The organism is Streptomyces sp. MMG1533 (assembly GCF_001279775.1).
GTDB lineage: Bacteria > Actinomycetota > Actinomycetes > Streptomycetales > Streptomycetaceae > Streptomyces.
On record NZ_LGDG01000200.1, the window covers coordinates 109,062 to 127,728 of the forward strand.

Consider the following 18,667-nt stretch of genomic DNA (forward strand, 5'->3'; position numbering starts at 1 on the left):
GGGTGATCGGGTGACACAGCCAGCGACCTCCGCGTATCTCCGGTTCCCGCACCTGCACGGCGAGTTGGTCGCCTTCACCGCCGAGGACGACGTGTGGCTCGCCCCGCTCGACGGTGGCCGGGCCTGGCGGGTCAGCGCCGACAACGTGCCGGTCACCCACCCCCGCATCTCGCCCGACGGCACCACCGTCGCCTGGACGTCCACCCGCGACGGCGCCCCCGAGGTGCACATCGCCCCGGTCGACGGCGGCCCCGCCGAACGCCTGACCCACTGGGGCAGTTCACGCACCCAGGTGCGCGGCTGGACCGCCGACGGCGAGGTCCTCGCGGTCAGCACGTACGGCCAGGCCAGCCTCCGCCGCAGCTGGGCCCGCGCGATCCCGCTCGACGGTGGCCCGGCCACGACCCTGCCCTACGGACCCGTCGGCGATGTCGCCCACGGAGGTCCCGGCACGGTCCTGCTGTCCGCGCCCATGGGCCGGGAAGCCGCCTGGTGGAAGCGGTACCGGGGCGGAACGGCGGGCAAGCTGTGGATCGACCGCGAGGGCGACGGGGAGTTCGTCCGGCTGCATGAAGAGCTCGACGGGAACATCGAGTACCCCGTGTGGGCGGGGGACCGGGTCGCCTTCCTGTCCGACCACGAGGGCGTGGGAGCGGTGTACTCCTCGCTCGCCGACGGGTCCGACCTGCGCCGGCACACCCCGCTGGAGGGCTTCTACGCCCGGCACGCGGCCGGTGACGGCACCCGGGTCGTGTATGCCTCCGCCGGCGAACTGTGGATCCTGGACGACCTCGACGGCGCCGAGCCCCGCAAGCTGGAGGTGCGGCTCGGCGGGCAGCACACCGACCGGCAGCCGTTCACGGTGAACGCCGCCCGCTGGTTCGGGTCGGCCGCCCCCGACCACACCGCGCGCGGCAGCGCGGTCGCCGTGCGCGGTGCCGTGCACTGGGTGACCCACCGCGCCGGACCGGCCCGCGCGCTCTCCGCGGAACCCGGGGTACGGGCCCGGCTGCCGCGCACCTTCCGCGCCGAGGGCGAGGAATGGGTGGTGTGGGTGACGGACGCCGAGGGCGACGACGCCCTGGAGTTCGCGCCCGCCACCGGCCACGCGCCCGGCGCCACCCCGCGCCGGCTCGCCGCCGGACAGCTCGGCCGGGTGCTGGGGCTCGCGATGGCGCCCGACGGCAGCCGGGCCGCGGTCGCCGCGCACGACGGGCGCGTCCTGCTCGTCGAACGCGAGACGGGCGAGGTGCGCGAGGTCGACCACAGCGAGGAGGGCGACGTCTCCGGGCTGGTGTTCTCGCCCGACTCGGCCTGGCTCGCCTGGTCGCACCCCGGTCCGGGCCCGCTGCGCCAGCTCCGGCTCGCCAACACCACCGACCTGTCGGTCACCGAGGCGACCCCGCTGCGGTTCAGGGACTACGCCCCGGCGTTCACCCTCGACGGCAAGCACCTCGCCTTCCTGTCCAACCGCTCCTTCGACCCGGTCTACGACGAGCACGTCTTCGACCTGGCCTTCGTGGTCGGCGACCGCCCGCACCTGATCACGCTGGCGGCGACCACGCCCTCGCCGTTCGGCCCGCAGCGGCACGGCCGCCCCTTCGAGGCCCCCGACAAGGACGAGACGCCCGACAGCGAGGGCACCCCGGCCACCCGTATCGACCTCGAAGGCCTCGCCGACCGGATCGTGCCGTTCCCCGTGGAGGCGGCCCGCTACTCCAACCTGCGCGCGGCGAAGGACGGCGTGCTGTGGCTCCGGCACCCGGTGCGCGGTGTCCTCGGCTCCTCCCGGGCCACCCCGGACGACCCGGATCCGCACACCGAGCTGGAGCGCTACGACCTCGCCCAGCAGCGCATCGAGCATCTCGCCGCCGACGCCGACCACTTCGCCGTGAGCGGCGACGGCAAGCGGGTCCTGCTGTGGACCGACGGACGGCTCAAGGTCGTGCCCAGCGACCGGCGCGCCTCGAACGACGACGACAGCGACACCAACATCACCGTCGACCTCACCCGCGTACGGCAGACCGTCGACCCGGCGGCCGAGTGGCGGCAGATGTACGAGGAGACGGGCCGCGTCATGCGGGACCACTTCTGGCGTCCGGACATGAACGGGGTCGACTGGACCGGCGTCCTCGACCGCTACCGTCCGGTGCTGGACCGCGTCGCCACCCACGACGACCTCGTCGACCTGCTGTGGGAGGTGCAGGGCGAGCTCGGCACCTCGCACGCCTACGTCGTCCCGCGCGGCGGCCACGGCGGCGGACCCCGGCAGGGGCTGCTCGGTGCGGACATCTCCCGTCATACGGACGGCACTTGGGTCATCGACCGCATCCTGCCGACCGAGACCTCCGACCCGGACGCCCGCTCCCCGCTCGCCGCGCCGGGTGTCGCGGTGCGTGCCGGGGACGCGATCGTCGCGGTGGCCGGGATGCCGGTCGACCCGGTGACCGGGCCCGGGCCGCTTCTCGTCGGTACGGCGGGCAAGCCGGTCGAGCTGACGATCTCGCCGTCCGGCGGGGGCGAGGTGCGGCACGCGGTCGTCGTGCCGACCGCCGACGAGGAACCTCTTCGCTATCACGCGTGGGTCGCGGACCGGCGGGCGTACGTCCACGAGAAGTCCGGCGGACGGCTGGGGTATCTCCACGTGCCGGACATGCAGGCGCCCGGCTGGGCCCAGATCCACCGCGACCTGCGGGTGGAAGTGGCCCGGGAGGGGCTGGTCGTGGACGTCCGCGAGAACCGGGGCGGGCACACCTCTCAGCTTGTCGTCGAGAAGCTGGCCCGGCGGATCGTCGGCTGGGCCGTGCCGCGTGGCATGCGGCCGTACAGCTATCCGCACGACGCGCCCCGCGGGCCGGTCGTCGCCGTCGCGAACGAGTTCTCCGGCTCGGACGGGGACATCGTCAACGCGGCGATCAAGGCGCTGGGGATCGGGCCGGTGGTCGGTACGCGGACCTGGGGCGGGGTGATCGGGATCGACAGCCGGTACCGGCTGGTCGACGGGACGTTGATCACGCAGCCGAAGTACGCGTTCTGGCTCGAGGGTTACGAGTGGGGGGTCGAGAACCACGGCGTCGACCCGGACGTGGAGGTCGTGCAGCGGCCGCAGGATCATGCGGCGGGGCGGGATGTGCAGCTGGACGAGGCGGTGAGGTTGGCGTTGGCGGCGCTGGAGTCGGCCCCGGCGAAGGTTCCGCCGAGCTTGCCGTAGCCCGGCGTGGGGGCTGGGCGGGGGTGGGTAGCGCAGCCCGGCGTTACGGGGTGCCGCCCGCGCCCACCCGTGCCGCCCCAGCGGCACACCTGCCCGCAGCTGGGCGACTAGCATGCCCACGTAAGGATCACCCGGCTCAAGGAGACCGCATGGCAGGGGAACCGCAGGACGACTGTCTGTTCTGCAAGATCATCGCGGGGCAGATTCCGGCGACGATCGTCCGTGAGACCGACACGACCGTCGCGTTCCGGGACATCAACCCCCAGGCGCCCACCCACATCCTGGTGATCCCGAAGGCCCACCACAGGGACGCCGCCGCCCTGGCCACCGCCGCCCCGGAACTCGCCGCCGACGTCCTGCGCGAGACCCAGGCCGTCGCCGACGACGAGAAGCTGGAGAGCTACCGCGTCGTCTTCAACACCGGCAGCGGCGCCGGGCAGACCGTCTGGCACGCCCATGCGCACGTCCTCGGCGGGCGCGGGCTGCAGTGGCCCCCCGGGTAACCGGTCGTGTCCGTACGTGAACTGGTGGTCCTCGGCACCGCCAGCCAGGTCCCGACCCGGCATCGCAACCACAACGGCTACCTGCTGCGGTGGGACGGCGAGGGCATCCTGTTCGACCCCGGTGAGGGCACGCAGCGGCAGATGCTGCGTGCCGGGGTCGCCGCGCACGACCTGAACCGGATCTGTGTCACGCACTTCCACGGCGACCACTCGCTGGGCCTCGCCGGAGTCATCCAGCGCATCAACCTCGACAGGGTCCCGCACGAGGTCACGGCCCACTATCCGCGCTCCGGACAGCGGTTCTTCAACCGGCTGCGGTACGCCACCGCCTACCGCGAGACGGTCGAGCTGGTCGAGGCGCCGGTGAGCGCGGACGGTGTGCTCGCCACCACGCCCGGCTACACCCTGGACGCCCGCAAGCTCTCCCACCCCGTCGAGTCCTACGGCTATCGCCTCACCGAACCCGACGGCCGCCGCATGCTGCCCGACCGGCTCGCCGCGCACGGCATCAAGGGCCCGGACGTCGGACGGATCCAACGGGAGGGCTCGCTGGGCGAGGTCCGTCTCGACGACGTCAGCGAGACGCGCCGCGGGCAGCGGTTCGCGTTCGTCATGGACACCCGGCTGTGCGACGGCGTGCACGCGCTGGCCGAGGGCTGCGACCTGCTGGTCATCGAGTCGACGTTCCTCGACGAGGACGAGCAACTGGCGGTGGAGCACGGGCACCTGACGGCAGGTCAGGCAGCGCGGGTCGCGCGGGACGCGGGCGTACGGCATCTCGTGCTCACCCACTTCAGCCAGCGCTACTCCGAACCGGACGAGTTCGAGCGGCAGGCGCGGGCCGCCGGCTTCGAGGGGGAGCTGACAGTGGCCCACGATCTGCTGAGGGTGCCGGTTCCGAAGCGTCGGTGAAACCGCCGTACCATTCTTCGATGCCCATCCCCAAAGCTGAACTGCACCTCCATATCGAAGGCACCCTGGAGCCGGAGCTGGCCTTCGAGCTGGCCGCCCGCAACGGCGTCGAGCTGCCGTACGCCGACACCGACCAGCTGCGCCAGGCGTACCGGTTCAAGGACCTCCAGTCGTTCCTGAACCTGTACTACGAGCTCATGTCCGTGCTCCGCACCGAGCAGGACTTCGCGGACCTCGCGAACGCCTACCTGGCCCGCGCCGCCGCGCAGGGTGTGCGGCACGCCGAGATCTTCTTCGACCCGCAGGCCCACATCGCACGCGGGGTCGGAATGGGGACGGTCGTCGAGGGGCTGTGGCGGGCGCTGGGGAACAGCGAGTCCGCGCACGGCGTCTCCACGCAGCTGATCATGTGCTTCCTGCGGGACGAGTCCGCCGAGTCGGCGCTGGAGACGCTGGAGGCGGCGAAGCCGTACCTCGACCGGATCGTCGGCATCGGGCTCGACTCGGCCGAGGTCGGGCATCCGCCGGTGAAGTTCCGCGAGGTGTACGAGGCCGCCGCCGCGCTCGGTCTGCGGCGCGTGGCGCACGCCGGTGAGGAGGGCCCGCCGGAGTACATCACGGAGGCCCTGGACGTGCTCGGCGTCGAGCGGATCGACCACGGCCTGCGCTGCATGGAGGACGATGCGCTGGTCGCCCGTCTCGTGCGGGACCGGATCCCGCTGACCCTGTGCCCACTGTCCAACGTCCGGCTGCGTGCCGTCGACGTCCTCGCCGAGCACCCGCTGCCGGCGATGCTGGAGGCCGGGTTGCTGTGCACGGTCAACTCCGACGACCCGGCCTACTTCGGCGGCTACGCCGGAGACAACTTCGACGCCGTGCGCCGGACACTGGGCCTCGGCGAGGACCGGCTGCGCGAGCTGGCCCGCAACTCCTTCGTCGCGTCCTTCCTGGAGCACGACGAGGAGCTGCGGGCGCGGTATCTGGCCGAGGTGGAGGCGTACGACTTCCCGTAGGCCGGCGGTGTGTCAGGACCCCGGTGCGGCTGCCGCCTGCCGGGGTCCTGCCGTGTCGTAGGACCGCTGGGCGGGGACGGCCGGGGCGTCGATCGGGATCTCCACGACCGGCTGCTCGGGCGTGCCGGCCTGCGGGAGCGCGTCCGCCGGGGTGCCGGTCGAGGCGGCGACCACGGCGGCCGGGGTGCCGCCCCGGCGGCGCACCGCACCGGTGAGCAGGGGGCGCCCGCCGGTGTGCAGGGCCACCGCGGTCATCGGGAGGGTGACGACCAGGAGTCCGAGGGCGAGGATCGCGCCCATGGCCGGGAAGCCGGCCCGTGCGGACAGCAGACTCCCGATGAGCGGGCCCGCCGCCGTGCCGAGCGAGGACGCGGAGCCGACGAGTACCGCCCAACGGCCGCGCGGGTCGAGGGAGGCGGCGAGGCCGATGACGTACGACAGGACGATCGGGTAGAGCGTGTTCCAGGCGATCTCGCCGGCCGCGAAGGTCGGCAGGTCGGTCGCGGAGGCGCTCAGCGCGATGCAGCCGGCGATGAGAACGGTGCCCGCGCCGACGGGCATCGCCCGGCCGAGTCGAGGCCCGAGCGCACCCGCGCCGATGACCCCCAGGAGCCCGGTGCCCAGCGCCACGGCGAAGACGACGCCGACGGCCGCCTCCGTCAGATGCGCCTGCGTGAGGCCGATCCGGCCGCTGACTCCCCACAGGGAGTTCTGCGCGAGCGACCAGAACAGCATGGCGACGGCGAGGACGAGACCGGCGCGCAGGTGGGGGAGCGGGTCCTGGTTCCGGCGGGCCTGCCGGGTGGCGGCCGTACGGATCGGGAGACGGCTCGTCAGGGGCCAGACGGCCGCCGCGGTCAGGGCGATCGCGGCGAGCGGCAGCCCGTGGCCGGGGCCGAGGTGGGGGACCGTCAGATAGACCGTGCCCGCGAGCGCGGAGACGCTCAGCAGGCCCAGCGTGGTCGTGCGGTGCGGATCCCACGCTCGAACACCCTCGCGCGGGGGGACCCCCATGGCGGCGATCCCGGTGGCGGCGACCGTGGTGGCGGTACCGGAGCCGAAGCCGCCGAGCAGCGCACCGGCGACCACGGCCGGGACGGAGGCGGTGAGGGCGGCGGTGCCGTAGCCGAGGACGGCCAGCGCCAGTCCGGCGCGGGCCAGGGTGCGCGGGCCGACGCGGTCGACCCGCGAGGCGAGCAGAAAGCCGGCCGCGGCCGAACTCAGCAGCAGGGCGCTGCCGATGGCACCCGCCTGCGTGGCGGACAGCGGAAGTCCCGAGTCGAGTCTGCCGACGGTGGTCGGGAGGAGGTACGGGGCGAGGTACCCGGCCGTGAAAAGGGCAACGAGGGGCCAGGGCGTGGTGGTGCGGGCGAACACGGGCGTTCCCAGGGCATGCGAAAGAAGCGGCTCAGAAAAAGGGGGTTGGGCGACGACCGTCGACGGACAGGAACGCGCGGGCAATTTGTATCAAGCACACGGTTCGGGAAAGAAACGCGGGGGGTGTGATGTGGCGCACGTTGCGTTTGGGGTGTGTGGGGCCGGGTAGGCGTGCGGCCTTTCGGACTTCGAAGGGCGCTGTCAACGCCAGTGCGGCGCGCCCCCCGTGCCGGGCGCCGTCGCCTCGATCTTGCCCCTGATCTCCCGCATCACCGCGACGATCTGCGCCTCGTGCTCCGGCGTCAGCCGGGCCACCGGCACCGAGCAGCTGATCGCGTCCTGGGCGGGGGAGTCGTAGCGCAGGGCGAAGCCGAAGCCGACGATGCCGAGGACGCCCTCCTCGCGGTCGATCGAGTGGCCGCGGGTGCGGACCTGCGCCAGATCGGCCGCCAGCGACTCCCGGCCGGTGTGGGAGTTCGGGGTGAGGGCCACGTACGGCCCCTCGGGCAGCTCGGCGTCGTCCCGTTCGGCCAGCAGCGCCTTGCCCAGGGCGCCGACGTGGGCCGGCAGGCGTCGCCCGACCCGGCTGATGGTCCTCAGGTACTCGTGCGACTCGCGCGTCGCCAGATACGCCACGCCCCGGCCGTCCAGGCGCCCCATGTGGATCGTCTCGCCCAGCGCCTGGGACGCCTCGTCGAGATACGGCCGCACGACGCGCACGCGCGGATCGGAGTCGAGGTAGCTGGTGCCGGTGAGCAGGGCGTGGATGCCGATGCCGTAGAGGGAGCCGGTGACGTCCGTGCGGACCCAGCCGCGCGAGATCAGGGTCTGCAGCAGCGCGTACATCGAGCTGCGCGGCACGCCCAGCTCGTCGGCGAGCTCCTGCAGCCGTGCCGGACGGTCGCCCCGCGCGGCGAGCAGCTCCAGCAGCTCGACCGTGCGCGCGGCCGACTTCACCTCGCGGACGCCCCCGGTCTCTGACATGCGTCGATCGTAAGCGGGGGTGACCGCCGGCGACCGGGCCATTGACGGGACTCGTTCGCCTATCTAACCTTCATCTTCATACGTGGATGACGTCTACATGGGGAGATGAGTGAGGGTGAGTCCCGATACGGGCGCCGTGACGGGGAGGCTGCGGGAGGGCATGGCGAACGGCGTGCTGTCGTTCCCGCTGACCAGCTTCCACGACGACGGCTCCCTCGACCCGGACGGCTTCCGCACGTACGTCGCGGACCGGATCGCCACCGGCCCCGGCGCCGTCTTCCCCGCCTGCGGCACCGGCGAGTTCTTCTCCCTGGACGAGGACGAGTACCGGCAGGTCGTCACCATCACGGTCGAGGAGGCCGGCGGGCGCGTGCCCGTCGTCGCCGGGATCGGCTACGGCTGGGCGCAGGCCGTCCGCTTCGCGCGCATCGCCGAAGAGGCCGGGGCGGACGCCCTCCTCGTCCTGCCGCACTACCTGGTCGCCGCCCCGCAGGATGGGCTGGTCGCCCAACTGGAGCAGATCGCGGCCCGTACCCGGCTGCCGCTCATCGCCTACCAGCGCGGTCAAGTCACCTTCACCGTCGGCTCCTTGAAGCGCATCGCCGCCATCCCGACCGTCATCGGCCTGAAGGACGGCCACAGCGACCTCGACCGGCTGCAACGCCTCACGCTCGCCGCCCCCGAGGGCTTCCTCTTCTTCAACGGGGCCGCCACCGCCGAGATCCAGGCCCGCGCCTACGCCACCGTCGGCATCCCCGCCTACTCCTCCGCCGTCCACGCCTTCGCCCCCGAGATCGCGAACGCCTTCTTCACCGCGTTCCAGGACGGCGACGACGGCACCGTCGAGAAGCTGCTGCGCGACTTCTACGTCCCCCTCGTCGAACTCCGCGACCGCGTGCCCGGATACGCCGTGTCCCTGGTGAAGGCGGCCGCCCGGCTGCGCGGCCGTCCGGTGGGACCCGTGCGCGCCCCGCTCACCGATCCCTCGGCCGCCAACCTGGCCGACCTCAAGATGCTGCTGACCACCGGACTCGACCTCGTAGGAGCCGCCCTGTGAACCTCTCCATCACGGACGTACGGCTGACCCCGATCCTGGTCGCCGACCCGCCCCTGCTGAACACGCAGGGCGTGCACCAGCCCTACACCCCCCGGCTGATCGTGGAGGTGGTGACGGCCGACGGGACCACCGGCATCGGCGAGACGTACGGCGACACCAAGTACCTGGAGCTGGCCCGTCCGTTCGCCAAGAAGCTGGTCGGACGCCAGGTGAGCGACCTGAACGGGCTGTTCGTCCTCGCCGACGAGGTGGCCGTCGACAGTTCCCGGGTCTCCGGTCAGGTCGACGTCGGCGGACTGCGCGGCGTCCAGACCGCCGACAAGCTGCGGCTGTCCGTCGTCTCCGCCTTCGAGGTGGCCTGCCTCGATGCGCTGGGCAAGGCGCTCGGCCTGCCCGTGCACGCGCTGCTCGGCGGCAAGCTGCGGGACGCGGTGGAGTACAGCGCGTACCTCTTCTACAAGTGGGCGGACCATCCGGAGGGCGTGACGGCCGAGAAGGACGACTGGGGCGTTGCCGTCGACCCGGCCGGGGTCGTCGAGCAGGCCCGGAAGTTCACCGAGCGGTACGGCTTCACCTCCTTCAAGCTCAAGGGCGGTGTCTTCCCGCCCGACGAGGAGGTCGCGGCCGTACGGGCACTGGCCGAGGCGTTCCCCGGGCACCCGCTGCGGCTGGATCCCAACGGGGCGTGGAGCGTGGAGACTTCACTGAAGGTGGCGAAGGAACTCGGGGATGTTCTCGAGTACCTGGAGGACCCGGCGCTCGGTACGCCGGCCATGGCCGAGGTCGCCGCTCGGACGGACGTGCCCCTCGCCACCAACATGTGCGTGACGACCTTCGCCGAGATCAAGGAGGCCTTCACCCGCGATGCCGTCCAGGTGGTGCTCTCCGACCACCACTACTGGGGCGGGCTGCGCAACACGCAGCAACTCGCCGCCGTCTGCCGCACCTTCGGCGTCGGGGTGTCCATGCACTCCAACACCCACCTGGGGATCTCGCTGGCCGCGATGACCCATGTCGCGTCCACCGTCCCCAACCTCCACCACGCCTGCGACTCCCACTATCCCTGGCAGTCGGAGGACGTCCTGACCGAACGCCTCACCTTCGAGGGCGGCAGGGTCACCGTCTCGGACGCACCCGGCCTGGGCGTCGAACTCGACCGGGACAGGCTTCGCTTCCTCCACCGGCGCTGGCTGGACGACGACGGTTCGCTGCGTGAGCGGGACGACGCGGCGGCGATGCGGGTGGCCGAGCCGGGGTGGGTCACGCCGGCGGTGCCGCGCTGGTAGGCCTCCGGCAACCCGGGCGGTTTCGTCGCGCCGAGTGACCTGCTCGTGCGGGGCCGGTGGGCCACAACGACCGGATCCGGACACCGGCGGAGCAGGCTCCGGGGCGGGTGCGGCGGCGGAGGCCGAGCCGAGTGCGGCCGGGACGGCATGCACGTCCGGTACGGCCCGGCCCGGACCTGCGGCTACGGCGTGACGACGGCGCGTTGTCCGTGGCTTGGTGCAGACTGGCCTGATCGGCACCACGTCAGGGAGCGCACCGTGATCGCGTCCACCGCGTCCACCGGAAAGGGAACGTCACACATCGGAGAGGCCGGGCACCCCAGGGCCCAGGTCGACCCGCTCACCGCCCTGCGCACACCCGACGACCCGCCCTGGGACGTCTACCTCACGGGCCCCGTCTTCCTCGACATCATCTTCACCGGGCTCGACTCCGCCCCGGTGCGCGGGACCGAGTCCTGGGCGCGCGGGATGGGGTCGAGCCCGGGCGGTGTGGCGAACATGGCGACGGCCCTGGCGAGGCTCGGCCTCAGAACCTCCCTCGCGGCCGCTTTCGGCGACGACCACTACGGCGAGTACTGCTGGGACGCCCTGGAGACGGGCGAGGGTATCGATCTCGGGCCGTCCCGCACGGTCCCCGGCTGGCACTCCTCGGTCACCGTCTCCATGGCGTACGAGGGGGAGCGCACGATGGTCTCCCACGGCCACGAGCCGCCCCCCGAGGAGCCCGCGCCCGACTGCCCCCCACGCGCGCGTGCCGCCATCGCCTCCCTCACCCCGGGCAAGCGCGCACCCTGGATCGCCCAGGCCGCGAGCAAGGGGGCCCGGATCTTCGGCGACGTCGGGTGGGACGACACGGGGGCGTGGGATCTGGCGCGGCTGGCCGACCTGGAGCACTGCGAGGCGTTTCTGCCGAACGCGGAGGAGGCGATGCGGTACACGGGGGCGGCATGCCCGCGTGAGGCCGCGCACGCGCTGACCGATCACGTTCCGCTGGCCGTCGTCACGCTCGGTGCGGACGGGGCGTACGCGGTGGACCGGCGGACCGGGGAGACGGCGGAGGTGCCGGCGATCGCGGTGGAGGCGCTCGATCCGACCGGGGCGGGGGACGTGTTCGTGGCGGGGTTCGTCACGGGGACGCTGGCGGGGTGGCCGCTGGCCGACCGGCTGGCCTTCGCGGGTCTGACGGCGGCCTTGTCCGTGCAGGAGTTCGGCGGGTCGTTGTCGGCGCCCGGGTGGTCCGAGATCGGGGCGTGGTGGCGCAGGGTGCAGTCGGTGGAGGGGCAGGACCCGGCGGCGCTCGAGCGGTACGGGTTCCTGGCGGGGCTGGTGCCGGAGGAGGCGGCGCGGCCGTGGCCGTTGCGGAGGGCTGTGCCGACGATCGGGTTCGGACGGTCGGCGTGACTTGGCGAGGCAGGTGGGGTGGCCGTCCCTGAGGGCTCCGCCCCCGGACCCCCGGCCCATGCGCACCCTCCCCCACGCTCGGCTGGGCTCGCGCGGAGGGACCCCCCTCCCGTCTCGGTTGGATGACAGGGCGGCGAAAAGCCCTACGGCGTTGTCAGTCCACCGTCGTACCCTTGGTATCGCGAGGCCGCTCTCAGCTACGCGGCCGTGATGAGGAGGAACCGCAGGCCTACAGGCCGGCCCATGACTCAGACACCCACAGCTCACACACCCGCGCAGGGGCAGGCGAGAGCACAGTTCACGGTCCCCGCCCAGCACCCCATGGTGACCGTGCTGGGTTCCGGCGACTCCCTCCTGCGTGTGATCGAGAAGGCCTTCCCGGCAGCCGACATCCACGTCCGGGGCAACGAGATCAGCGCGGTCGGCGACGCCGCCGAAGTCGCCCTCATCCAGCGCATGTTCGACGAGATGATGCTGGTGCTCCGCACCGGACAGCCGATGACGGAGGACGCAGTGGAACGCTCGATCGCCATGCTGAGGGCCAGTGAGAACGGCGAGAGCGACGGCCAGGAGACCCCGGCCGAGGTGCTCACGCAGAACATCCTCTCCTCGCGCGGCCGCACCATCCGCCCCAAGACCCTCAACCAGAAGCGGTACGTCGACGCGATCGACAAGCACACGATCGTCTTCGGCATCGGCCCCGCCGGTACCGGCAAGACCTACCTCGCCATGGCCAAGGCGGTCCAGGCCCTGCAGTCCAAGCAGGTCAACCGCATCATCCTCACCCGCCCGGCGGTCGAGGCGGGGGAGCGGCTCGGCTTCCTCCCGGGCACGCTCTACGAGAAGATCGACCCGTACCTGCGCCCGCTGTACGACGCGCTGCACGACATGCTGGACCCGGACTCGATCCCGCGGCTCATGGCCGCCGGGACCATCGAGGTGGCGCCCCTGGCATACATGCGCGGTCGCACGCTCAATGACGCCTTCATCATCCTGGACGAGGCCCAGAACACGAGCCCCGAGCAGATGAAGATGTTCCTCACCCGTCTCGGCTTCGACTCGAAGATCGTGATCACGGGTGACGTGACTCAGGTGGACCTGCCGAACGGCACGAAGTCGGGTCTGCGCCAGGTCCAGGACATCCTCGAAGGCCTCGACGACGTCCACTTCTCGCGGCTCACGTCCCACGATGTCGTACGGCACAAGCTGGTCGGCCGTATCGTCGACGCGTACGAGAAGTACGACAGCCAGAACGGTACGGAGAACGGCACCCACAAGGGCGCCCGTAACAAGCGGAAGTAGACCAGCACGACCATGTCGATCGACGTCAACAACGAGTCCGGAACCGAGGTCGACGAGCAGGCGATCCTCGACATCGCCCGCTACGCGCTCGCGCGGATGCGCATCCACCCGCTCTCCGAGCTCTCGGTGATCGTCGTGGACACCGACGCCATGGAGCAGCTGCACATCCAGTGGATGGACCTGCCGGGGCCGACCGATGTCATGTCCTTCCCGATGGACGAGCTGCGGCCGCCGTCGAAGGACGACGACGAGCCTCCGCAGGGCCTGCTCGGCGACATCGTGCTGTGTCCCGAGGTCGCAGAGAAGCAGGGCAAGGACGCGGACACGCAGCACTCCATGGACGAGGAGCTCCAACTCCTCACCGTCCATGGAGTGCTGCACCTCCTCGGCTACGACCACGAGGAGCCCGACGAGAAGGCCGAGATGTTCGGTCTGCAGGCCGCCATCGTGGACGGCTGGCGTGCGGAGAAGGGCCTGACCGGTCCGTCCCCGGCCCCGACCGTCTCATGAGTCCGACCCTCGTCTCCGGCGCGATCGCCCTGGTCGTCGTCGCCTGGCTCGCGGCCTGCGCGGAGGCGGGGCTCGCGCGTGTCTCCAGCTTCCGTGCCGAGGAAGCCGTGCGCACCGGCCGCCGGGGCAGCGTGAAGCTCGCCCAGATCGCCGCCGACCCGACCCGCTATCTGAACGTGGCGCTACTGGTGCGCGTCGCCTGTGAGATGGCGGCGGCCGCGCTCATCACCTACGCCTGCCTGCAGGAGTTCGACGGCACGACCGAGGCGCTCCTGGTCGCGATCGGGGTGATGGTCCTGGTGTCGTACGTCGCCGTCGGGGTCTCGCCGAGGACCATCGGCCGCCAGCATCCGCTCAACACGGCCACGGCAGCGGCGTACGTCCTGCTGCCGCTCGCCCGCATCATGGGCCCGATCCCGTCGCTGCTGATCCTCATCGGCAACGCGCTCACCCCCGGCAAGGGCTTCCGCCATGGCCCCTTCGCCTCCGAGGCGGAGCTGCGGGCGCTGGTCGACCTCGCCGAGAAGGAGTCGCTGATCGAGGACGAGGAGCGCCGTATGGTGCACTCGGTCTTCGAGCTGGGCGACACGCTCGTCCGGGAGGTCATGGTCCCGAGGACCGACCTCGTCGTCATCGAGCGCTACAAGACGATCCGTCAGGCGCTGACCCTGGCGCTCAGGTCCGGGTTCTCGCGGATCCCCGTCTCCGGGGAGAGCGAGGACGACATCGTCGGGATCGTCTATCTGAAGGACCTGGTCCGCAAGACGCACATCAGCCGGGACGCGGAGAGCGAGCTGGTGTCGACGGCCATGCGGCCGGCCGCCTTCGTGCCGGACACCAAGAACGCCGGTGACCTGCTGCGCGAGATGCAGCAGGACCGCAACCACGTGGCCGTCGTCATCGACGAGTACGGCGGCACGGCCGGCATCGTCACCATCGAGGACATCCTCGAGGAGATCGTCGGCGAGATCACCGACGAGTACGACCGCGAGCTCCCGCCGGTGGAGGAGCTGGGCGACGACCGCCACCGGGTCACCGCCCGCCTCGACATCACCGACCTCGGCGAGCTGTACGGCCTGGAGGAGTACGACGACGAGGACGTGGAGACCGTCGGCGGGCTGCTGGCGAAGGCGCTGGGCCGGGTCCCGATCGCCGGGGCGTCGGCCGTGGTCGATCTTCCCGACGGGCGCGGGCTGCGGCTGACCGCGGAGGCCGCCGCGGGCCGCCGGAACAAGATCGTGACGGTGCTGGTGGAGCCGGTGGGCCCGGTCGGGGCCCCCGCGGACGAGGAGGCGAAGGCGGAGTGACCCCGCAGGAGCTGCGCGCGTTCTGCCTTTCCTTCAACGCGGCCGTGGAGGACTTCCCCTTCCGGCCGGAGATCTCCGTCTTCAAGGTGGGTGGCAAGCTCTTCGCCCTGACGACGCTGGACGCGCGGCCCCTCACCGTCAACCTGAAGTGCGACCCGGAGGACGCGATCCGCCTGCGCGGCGAGTACCCGGGGCTCATCGCCCCCGGCTACCACATGAACAAGCGCCACTGGAACACCGTCACGGCCGACGGCGACCTCCCGGGCCGGCTGGTCCGGGAGCTCATCGAGGACTCGTACGACCTGGTGGTGGCGGGTCTGCCGCGCGCGGAGCGGCTTCGCCTGGACCGGCCGTGAAGCCCTCCGCGTAGGCGGCGAACTCGTACGCCGCTTCGAGGCTTCCGGGGCGGGGCGGGTCGGCCGGATCCCAGCCGCGCGACCGGTCGGGCCGTCACGGTGTAGCGCCGGCCCCAGGCCAGGTGGAACGGTGCCCAGGTCCTGAGCCCCGGCATCACCTGGGGCAGCTCCGCCCGCAGCTCGTCGCGCAGCGCCTGCGGCGACACCTCGTGTCGGGATCTCGTCGTGCAGCCTGCGCAGCGCCGCCTCGGCCGGGCCGATCGGTGGCGGCGATCACGAAGTCGCAGTCGCTGTGCAGGTCACCGGCGCCGAGGGCGAAGGAGCCCTGCAGACAGGCGCCGACGAACGTGTCGCCGAGGATCTCCCGGACGGAGCCGGTGAAGTCGGCCGGCAGCGCGTCGAGTTCGCCGTACGGAGTGAACATGGGGCTGGACATGGGACGACGCACGCTAATCGCTCGACCGCCGGTGATCCAGCGAATTGCGGCGTGAGGGGCCCCGCGCGACCACGTCCGGTCGTGCGGGGCGCGGCTCGGGCCCACCCCCGTCAGGCCCGCGGCTCCCGCCCCGCCCGCAGTCCCGTCGCCACCAGCACCGCCGCGGCCAGCACGATCGCCGCGTCGAGTGCCAGCACCGTGTGGACGCCGGTCATCAGGTCGCTCGACGTCGTCGCGAGGACGCCGAGCAGGGGGATGCCGATCGTGATGCCGACCTGCTGGGTGGAGGTGACGAGCCCGGTGGCCAGGCCCTGTTCCTCGTCGGGAACGCCGGAGGTGACGGTCAGGCCGTAGGAGATGATCGCGCCCAGGTGGCACATGCTGGCGAGGGAGACGGCGGCCGTCGCGAGCCACACCGACCAGCTGTTCTCGTCCAGGGCCAGGAGGGTGGCCACGAGTGCGCCCTGGCCCAGCAGCGAGACCACCAGCGTGCGGCGGGCGCCGAGGCGGCCGATCACCCTCGGGGTGTACGACCCCGCCACCACCGAGAGGACGCCCTGGACGCCGAAGACCAGGCCCGTCTCGAAGGCCGACAGATGCAGGACCTCCTGGAGGTAGAGGGTGAGGACGAAGACGACCGTCGACATCATCGAGAAGGTGACCAGTCCGCCCAGGTTGCCCCACGCGACCGTGCGGCGGCGCAGCATCGAGAGGGAGACCAGGGGGGAACGGGTGCGGGACTCGACGGCCACGAAGGCCGTGAGCAGCAGGATGCCCGCGATCAGCGTCACGATGACGTCGGGACGGCCGAAGCCGTGGTCGGCGGCCGTCGACAGGGCGTAGATGAAGGAGAGCAGGCCGGCCGTGACCGTGACGGCGCCCGGGATGTCCAGGCGGGGGCGGTCCGGGACGGGGGCACCTCCCATGCCCTTGAGGCTATGGGGGAGGGACTCGGGGAGCAGGGTCGGGGCCAGGGGCAGGACGATCACCGCGAACAGGCCCAGCAGGCCCATGGTGGAGCGCCAGCCGAGCGTGTCGGTGAGGACGCCGCCGGCCACCATGCCGACGGTGAAGCCGAGGGAGAGCAGGGTGCCGGAGATGCCGAGCGCGCGGTCGCGGGCCGGGCCCTCCGGGAAGGTCGTGGTCAGCAGGGACATGCCCGTCGGTACGATCGCCGCCGCGCCGACGCCCTGCAGCGCGCGGCCGGCCAGGAACGACGCCGGGTCCCACGCGAACGTCGCGAGCAGCGAGGCCGCGCCGAACAGGGCGAGCCCTGTCAGGAACAGCCGGCGGCGGCCGTACAGGTCGCCCATGCGGCCGAAGAGGAGCAGGAAGCCGCCGGACGGCAGCGCGAACGCGGTGACCGCCCACTGGAGGGCGGACTGGCTCATGCCGAGGTCCGCGCCGAGGACGGGCAGGGCGACGTTCAGGACGGAGAAGTCGAGCGCGACCATGAACTGGGCGGCGCACAGGACGAAGAGGACGAGTCTGTCGCGGGTCGAGAGGCGGGGTGCGGCTGTCTCGCGCACTTGCGGGGAGGAGGTGTCGATCGCCATGCACAAGAGCCTGCGGGCCGCGGAATAGCCGTGGGGAGCGGGAAGTTGTCCTGGTGGTGGCACCACCAGACAGGGGGAGTATGTGGCGGACGTGATCGAGACGGGTGCGGGCAAGGCGCATCGGCTGCGTGAGCTGCGCGAGTTCCTGATGAGCCGACGGGCCCGGGTCTCCCCGGCCGAGGCCGGGCTGCCCGACGGCGGGGCACGGCGCCGGACGCCGGGGCTGCGCCGCGAGGAGGTCGCCGTGCTCGCCGGGGTGGGCGCCTCCTGGTACCAGTGGCTGGAACAGGGGCGGGACATCTCCGTCTCCCCGCAGGTCCTCGACTCCGTCGCCCGGGTACTGCGGCTCAGCAACGCCGAGCGGCGCCATCTGTACGTCCTCGCCGGGCTGAACCCGCCGGCTCCTGAACCGGCGGCGGACCACGGCTGCGAGGGGCTGCGGCGGCTGATCGACGCGTGGATGCCGTATCCGGCGCACCTCATGGACACGTACTACAACTGCGTGATGTACAACGATGCCGCCGGGTGGGTGCTCGGCATGCGTCCCGAGATCACGCAGAACTGCATCGTCGACTTCTTCACCGACCCCATGTACCGCTCCCGGTCGCACAGTTGGGAGCAGAACGCCCGCACGGTCGTCGCCCAGTTCCGGGCGGCCTGCTCGGCCCGGCCGGACGACGAGGGCTTCCAGGAGGTCCTGGCCCGGCTGAACGCGGCGAGCCCGGAGTTCACCGCGCTGTGGGAGCGGCGGGACATCCAGGACGCCGGGGTGATCCGCAAGGAGCTCGACCATCCGCTGGTCGGGCTGCTGTGCGTGGAGTCCACGGCGATGAAGGTGCCGGCGCGACCCGACCTGACGGTCGTCCTGCACACACCGCTGGACGAGGCGAACACCGCGGCCAAGCTGGAGTGGCTCGCCTCGCCGGAGGGGCGGCGCGGGGCGATGTACCCCGTGGCGGGGTAGTCGCGGCCGTTCTACGTATGCTCAGCTCATGAACGACAGCAGCGCGCTCGACCCCGAGGACCGCAAGATCGTCACCCTGGCCCGTTCGGCGCGGGCCCGCAACGGCGTGCCCGAGGGGGCGGCCGTACGGGACGAGACCGGGCGGACGTATGTCGCCGGGACCGTCGACCTCGACTCGTTGAAGCTGAGCGCGTTGCAGACGGCGGTGGCGATGGCGGTGGCCTCGGGTGCCAAGTCCCTGGAGGCGGCCGCGGTGGTGACGGACGCGGAGTCCGTGGCGCCGGAGGACCGGGCGGCCGTACGGGATCTGGGCGGGCCTCGGACGCCGGTGCTGGTGGCGGGGCCGGACGGGACTGTGCGGGCGACGGTTTCCGCGGGCTGACCGACGGGTGCGTGGGCGGGCGGGTACCGCGGGCTGACGGGTTGAGTGGGCGGCGGGCGGGTTCCGCGGGCCGACCGGGCTGACCGGGGCGCGGGGGCGCGGGGCGAGGG

General features: G+C 72.2%; 17 protein-coding genes. 13 read left to right on the forward strand and 4 right to left on the reverse strand.

Annotated elements, in window-relative coordinates:
* The first annotated feature begins 10 nt into the window (after nucleotides 1-10).
* The 4 genes from ADK57_RS19750 (at nucleotide 11) to ADK57_RS19765 (ending at nucleotide 5,639) form a co-directional block, all read left to right on the forward strand.
* A complete protein-coding gene (locus ADK57_RS19750; RefSeq protein ID WP_053750796.1) occupies nucleotides 11-3,211 on the forward strand; it encodes a S41 family peptidase in 3,201 nt (1,066 codons plus the stop codon).
* A gap of 149 nt (nucleotides 3,212-3,360) precedes the next feature.
* Nucleotides 3,361-3,714 (forward strand): histidine triad nucleotide-binding protein, encoded by a 354-nt coding sequence (locus ADK57_RS19755; protein WP_053750797.1) that lies wholly within the window; start codon nucleotides 3,361-3,363, stop codon nucleotides 3,712-3,714.
* Between the two features lie 6 nt (nucleotides 3,715-3,720).
* Nucleotides 3,721-4,626 carry a ribonuclease Z gene (locus ADK57_RS19760; protein WP_053750798.1) on the forward strand — a complete coding sequence of 302 codons (906 nt, stop codon included), beginning with the start codon at nucleotides 3,721-3,723 and terminating at the stop codon, nucleotides 4,624-4,626.
* Nucleotides 4,627-4,646: 20 nt separating this feature from the next.
* Nucleotides 4,647-5,639 (forward strand): adenosine deaminase, encoded by a 993-nt coding sequence (locus ADK57_RS19765; RefSeq protein ID WP_053750799.1) that lies wholly within the window; start codon nucleotides 4,647-4,649, stop codon nucleotides 5,637-5,639.
* 12 nt (nucleotides 5,640-5,651) lie between these two features.
* Here ADK57_RS19765 and ADK57_RS19770 read toward each other — a convergent pair whose 3' ends face one another.
* Complete coding sequence (locus tag ADK57_RS19770; RefSeq protein ID WP_053750800.1) at nucleotides 5,652-7,016, reverse strand: MFS transporter; 1,365 nt, start codon at nucleotides 7,014-7,016, stop codon at nucleotides 5,652-5,654.
* 201 nt (nucleotides 7,017-7,217) lie between these two features.
* Entirely contained in the window at nucleotides 7,218-8,000 is a 783-nt protein-coding gene (locus ADK57_RS19775; protein ID WP_053750817.1) for an IclR family transcriptional regulator, read from the reverse strand.
* A gap of 160 nt (nucleotides 8,001-8,160) precedes the next feature.
* Here ADK57_RS19775 and ADK57_RS19780 point away from each other — a divergent pair, with 160 nt between their 5' ends.
* The 7 genes from ADK57_RS19780 to ADK57_RS19810 all read left to right on the forward strand — a co-directional run bounded on the left by ADK57_RS19780 (nucleotide 8,161) and on the right by ADK57_RS19810 (nucleotide 15,219).
* Entirely contained in the window at nucleotides 8,161-9,057 is an 897-nt protein-coding gene (locus ADK57_RS19780) for a 5-dehydro-4-deoxyglucarate dehydratase (protein ID WP_107091594.1), read from the forward strand.
* Nucleotides 9,054-10,343 carry a glucarate dehydratase family protein gene (locus ADK57_RS19785; protein ID WP_053750802.1) on the forward strand — a complete coding sequence of 430 codons (1,290 nt, stop codon included), beginning with the start codon at nucleotides 9,054-9,056 and terminating at the stop codon, nucleotides 10,341-10,343. Before ADK57_RS19780 ends, ADK57_RS19785 begins: the two co-directional genes overlap by 4 nt.
* A gap of 258 nt (nucleotides 10,344-10,601) precedes the next feature.
* On the forward strand, nucleotides 10,602-11,744 hold the full coding sequence (locus tag ADK57_RS19790; RefSeq protein ID WP_107091595.1) for a carbohydrate kinase family protein: 1,143 nt from the start codon (nucleotides 10,602-10,604) through the stop codon (nucleotides 11,742-11,744).
* A gap of 243 nt (nucleotides 11,745-11,987) precedes the next feature.
* On the forward strand, nucleotides 11,988-13,046 hold the full coding sequence (locus ADK57_RS19795; RefSeq protein WP_078973220.1) for a PhoH family protein: 1,059 nt from the start codon (nucleotides 11,988-11,990) through the stop codon (nucleotides 13,044-13,046).
* 12 nt (nucleotides 13,047-13,058) lie between these two features.
* Nucleotides 13,059-13,556: an rRNA maturation RNase YbeY gene (gene ybeY, locus ADK57_RS19800; RefSeq protein ID WP_053750804.1), complete on the forward strand. Its 498-nt coding sequence runs from the start codon at nucleotides 13,059-13,061 to the stop codon at nucleotides 13,554-13,556.
* Entirely contained in the window at nucleotides 13,553-14,863 is a 1,311-nt protein-coding gene (locus ADK57_RS19805) for a hemolysin family protein (RefSeq protein WP_053750805.1), read from the forward strand. The genes ybeY and ADK57_RS19805 overlap by 4 nt, the downstream gene beginning before the upstream one ends.
* A complete protein-coding gene (locus tag ADK57_RS19810; protein WP_053750806.1) occupies nucleotides 14,860-15,219 on the forward strand; it encodes an MmcQ/YjbR family DNA-binding protein in 360 nt (119 codons plus the stop codon). The genes ADK57_RS19805 and ADK57_RS19810 overlap by 4 nt, the downstream gene beginning before the upstream one ends.
* A gap of 154 nt (nucleotides 15,220-15,373) precedes the next feature.
* Here the strand turns inward: ADK57_RS19810 and ADK57_RS50510 are convergent, their stop codons facing one another.
* The gene (locus ADK57_RS50510) at nucleotides 15,374-15,655 is read right to left on the reverse strand and encodes a hypothetical protein (protein WP_199830632.1); all 282 of its coding nucleotides are present in this window, start codon (nucleotides 15,653-15,655) and stop codon (nucleotides 15,374-15,376) included.
* A gap of 110 nt (nucleotides 15,656-15,765) precedes the next feature.
* Entirely contained in the window at nucleotides 15,766-17,211 is a 1,446-nt protein-coding gene (locus tag ADK57_RS19820) for an MFS transporter (RefSeq protein WP_078973221.1), read from the reverse strand.
* Between the two features lie 148 nt (nucleotides 17,212-17,359).
* On the opposite strand from ADK57_RS19820, the gene ADK57_RS19825 reads away from it, so the two are divergent.
* Together ADK57_RS19825 and ADK57_RS19830 are read left to right on the forward strand one after the other, a co-directional pair.
* Nucleotides 17,360-18,175, forward strand: a complete 816-nt coding sequence (locus ADK57_RS19825; RefSeq protein ID WP_234390315.1) for a helix-turn-helix transcriptional regulator — start codon at nucleotides 17,360-17,362, stop codon at nucleotides 18,173-18,175.
* 28 nt (nucleotides 18,176-18,203) lie between these two features.
* Nucleotides 18,204-18,557, forward strand: a complete 354-nt coding sequence (locus ADK57_RS19830) for a cytidine deaminase (RefSeq protein WP_053750809.1) — start codon at nucleotides 18,204-18,206, stop codon at nucleotides 18,555-18,557.
* The last annotated feature ends 110 nt before the right edge of the window (nucleotides 18,558-18,667 follow it).